This window comes from Achromobacter sp. (genome assembly GCF_036567245.1).
In the GTDB taxonomy this organism is placed as follows: Bacteria; Pseudomonadota; Gammaproteobacteria; order Burkholderiales; family Burkholderiaceae_B; genus Achromobacter.
In genome coordinates, this window is sequence record NZ_DATCUY010000496.1 from 1 (window position 1) to 3,547 (window position 3,547).

The 3,547-nt window shown below is 67.4% G+C and carries 4 protein-coding genes; 2 read left to right on the forward strand and 2 right to left on the reverse strand.

From position 1 onward, the window contains the following. Window positions 1-992, forward strand: a 992-nt coding sequence (locus VIR09_RS21125; protein ID WP_332014626.1) for a PLP-dependent aminotransferase family protein, incomplete at its 5' end; no start/stop codon positions are given. Window positions 993-1,777: 785 nt separating this feature from the next. Here the strand turns inward: VIR09_RS21125 and VIR09_RS21130 are convergent. Both VIR09_RS21130 and VIR09_RS21135 read right to left on the reverse strand, forming a co-directional pair. Then, entirely contained in the window at window positions 1,778-2,074 is a 297-nt protein-coding gene (locus tag VIR09_RS21130; RefSeq protein WP_332014627.1) for a hypothetical protein, read from the reverse strand. Then, entirely contained in the window at window positions 2,074-2,706 is a 633-nt protein-coding gene (locus tag VIR09_RS21135; RefSeq protein ID WP_332014628.1) for a LysE family translocator, read from the reverse strand. The genes VIR09_RS21130 and VIR09_RS21135 overlap by 1 nt, the downstream gene beginning before the upstream one ends. A gap of 152 nt (window positions 2,707-2,858) precedes the next feature. On the opposite strand from VIR09_RS21135, the gene VIR09_RS21140 reads away from it, so the two are divergent. Next, window positions 2,859-3,547 (forward strand): DUF72 domain-containing protein (locus tag VIR09_RS21140; RefSeq protein ID WP_332014629.1); only part of this gene is annotated, 689 nt, incomplete at its 3' end.

A 3,547-nucleotide genomic window follows, 5' to 3' on the forward strand; every position in this document is an offset into this window, starting at 1 on the left:
GCCACCCCGTGGGCGAGCCCGCCCTGCGCGAAGCCATCGCCCAGTACCTGCGGGTGTCGCGCGGCGTGCGCTGCGACGCCTCGCGCATCGTCATCACCGAAGGCGCCCAGGGCGCGCTGGCGCTCTGCGTGCAGTTGCTGACCAACCCCGGCGACACCGCCTGGCTGGAAGACCCCGGCTACCGCGGCGCCAAATCCGCCTTCCACGCCGGCGACCTGGACGTGGTGGCCATGCGCGTGGACGCCGACGGCATCGTGATCCCCGAAAACGCCTGGCAGGAGCGCCCGCCCCGCCTCATCCAGACCACACCGTCGCACCAGTACCCCACCGGCGCGGTGCTGTCCCTGCCGCGCCGCCTGGGCCTGATCGAACGTGCCCGCCAGGCAGGCGCCTGGATCATCGAGGACGACTACGACAGCGAATTCCGCCACCAGGGCGAACCCATCGCCGCGATGCAGGGTCTGGTCGAGGATGCGCCGGTGCTCTATGTGGGCACGTTCAGCAAGACCATGTTCCCGGCGCTGCGCCTGGGTTTCCTGGTACTGCCCGAAGCCATCGCCGCGCAGGCGATGCCGTCCATCATCGAGATGCTGCGCGGCGGCCACCGGCTGGAACAGCTGACCATGGCCGCCTTCATGGAAAACGGCCAGTTCTCGCGCCACCTGGGCCGCATGCGGCGCCTGTACCGCGAACGCCAGGGAGCGCTGCGCGAAGCGCTGGCGACGCATCTGGGGATCGAACACGAGGTGCTGGGCGGGCATTCGGGACTGCATCTGACGGTGCGGCTGCCTGCGGCATACCCCGACCGCGAGATCGTGGAGCAGGCGCGCAAGATCGGCATGAATCCAGGCGCGCTGTCGTCGTTCGCGGTGACGCCGCGGGCGGAGGACAACGGGCTGGTGATCGGGTATGGAAATACAGGGGCCGAGCGGTTTCCGGCGTTGGTGCAGAGGTTGCGGAAGGTGGCATTGGCGGCGCGGCAGGCTTCGTAGGTCCGGCCATTGGCACTGGCCGCTGCCGCTGCCGCTGCACTTCATAGGTCGCTCGTCGGCGCGGGCGGCGTGGCGGTTCGCGCCCACGATTGCGGTCCGGAGCCTTCGCTCCGGACTACCCCGTCGTCATCCTCGTCCTCGCCTTCGGCGACTCCTTCGGATTCCCTCGGGCGCATCGAGGTTGCGAACCGCCACGCCGCCCGCGCCGACGAGCTGCCGTTGTCTTGGCTTGCTGCGCTGCTAGAGCCGTGGTCAGGGACGAATCGTGAGCTGCCCGTATTAATCGGCCGCCCGGGCGGCCGATTAATACATACGCGATTTATAAAATTTCTATAGTGTTCGCTGCGCGACTGCAGCGAATCGTTTGCCCATGCGCCGCTCTTTTAAGGACGCGGCGAAAAACAGCGCGCAGCGCCATCCCCACCCGCAAGACACCGCGTAAGCTCCCAGAGGCCGCCCGCGCGGCCGGCCGGGAGCGGGCCCCGCAAGACCTTCGCCACACCCCACCGATGGCGAGCACGCCAAGCACACTACCCGCCCCAGCGCCCGTCAAGTTTCAACCGCCGGAGCCAGCCGCGCCGTGGGCCTGGGGCGAGCGGGGCGTCGATAAGCCCGAGGGAATCCGTAGGAGTCGCCGAAGGCGAGGACGAGGATGACGACGGGGAAGCCCGGAGCGAAGGCTCCGGGCCGCAATCGTTGCCCCGCTCGCCCCAGGCCCACGGCGCGGCTGGCGCCTTAAGAACCTCTACCCAGACACGACACAACAGCCCCCGACAACCAAGCCATCAATTAATCAACCCACCCAACACCAACACCGCCAAAAACCCCCAAAACAACGCCCCCAACAAACTCCGCCTCAACAACGCCTTGACCGCCGCCCAAAGCAACATCAACCCAATAGCCAACACCACCAGATTGAACACCGACGGACTCATCCCCATCGCGCCCGACAGGCCCGCATAGAAATCGCCCAGCGCGCCGCCAATCCCGCCCAGCAGCCACTTCAGCCCGGCGACGACGCTGCGCAGCGCCTCGCCCAGCATCCCGCCCAATGAAGCGAAAAAACCGTCCTCGGTCTGCATCAGCGCCGGTTGTCCATCAGCATGCGCACGGCCAATCCGGCCAGCACCGTCCCCATCAACCAGCGCTGCACCACCATCCACACGGGACGGCCCGCCAGGAACCCGGCAATGGAACCGGCCATGATGGCAATCAGCGCGTTGACCGTCAGGCTGATGGCGACCTGCGTCATGCCCAGCGCCAGCGACTGCGTGAACACGCTGCCGCGCTCGGGCTGGATGAACTGCGGCAGCAGCGACACGTACATGATCGCAATCTTGGGATTGAGCAGGTTGGTCACCAGCCCCATCGTGAACAGCGTGCGCGGGCTGCTCTTGGGCAGCTCGCGCACCTGGAACGGCGAACGCCCGCCCGGACGCAGCGCCTGCCATGCCATGTACAGCAGATACAGCGCGCCGCCGATGCGCAGCGCGTCGTAGGCGTAAGGCACCGCCATCAGCAGCGCCGTGATGCCGAACGCCGCGCAGAGCACGTAGAAGACGAAGCCGACCGCCACGCCCCCCAGCGAAATCAGGCCGGCCTGCGCGCCTTGCGAGATGGAACGGGAGACCAGGTAGATCATGTTGGGCCCGGGGGTGAGCACCATGCCCAGGGCAACCAGGGCGAACGTCATCAGATGGGTAAAGTCGGGCATGATGGGCCGGCGCGGGGCCGCGCGGAAAGTGGAAACGTGAATCCACACCTTAGCGCAAAACTGTATCGGAACAGCGAACTTCCGGGAGGGGTTTGCGGACCAGTGGCGCCGGCGATACAGTTGACCGGTTCCCACGCCTGGAGAGCCTGGACATGCCGCAAGCTCATCCTCATCCGAAAGACGGCGCCATCCGCATAGGCATCGGGGGCTGGACCTACGCCCCCTGGCGCGGCGCTTTCTATCCCGAAAACCTGCCGCACGCGCGCGAACTGGAATACGCCAGCCGCCAGCTCACCGCCATCGAGATCAACGGCACCTACTACAGCACCCAGAAACCGGCCACCTTCGCCAAATGGCGCGACGAAACGCCCGAAGGCTTCGTGTTCTCGCTGAAGGCCTCGCGCTACGCGACCAACCGCCGCGAACTGGCGGGCGCCCGCGACTCGATCCACCGCTTCGTGCACAGCGGCATCGCCGAACTGGGTCCAAAACTGGGGCCGATCGTCTGGCAGTTCGCGCCCACCAAGGTTTTTGACGCGGACGACTTCGGCGCGTTCCTGGCACTGCTGCCTGACCGGGTGGGCGGCCTGCCGCTGCGGCACGTGCTGGACGTGCGCCATGCCAGCTTCGCCTGCGAGGAATATCTGGCACTGGCGCGGCGCCACGGCGCGGCTACCGTCTACACGGACAGCGAGGACTACCCGTCCATCGCCGACCGCACCGCCGATTTCGTGTATGCGCGGCTGATGCGCGCCAGCACGGCCTACAAGGCTGGCTATGCGCCCAAGGCGCTGGACGCCTGGGCGGAGCGCCTGCGCGGCTGGGCGCGCGGGACGCACCC

Coding starts and splice junctions, on each gene's coding strand:
- VIR09_RS21130 (WP_332014627.1), bottom strand. CDS start 2,074: ATGCAGACCGAGGACGGTTTTTTCGCTTCATTGGGCGGGATGCTGGGC.
- VIR09_RS21135 (WP_332014628.1), bottom strand. CDS start 2,706: ATGCCCGACTTTACCCATCTGATGACGTTCGCCCTGGTTGCCCTGGGC.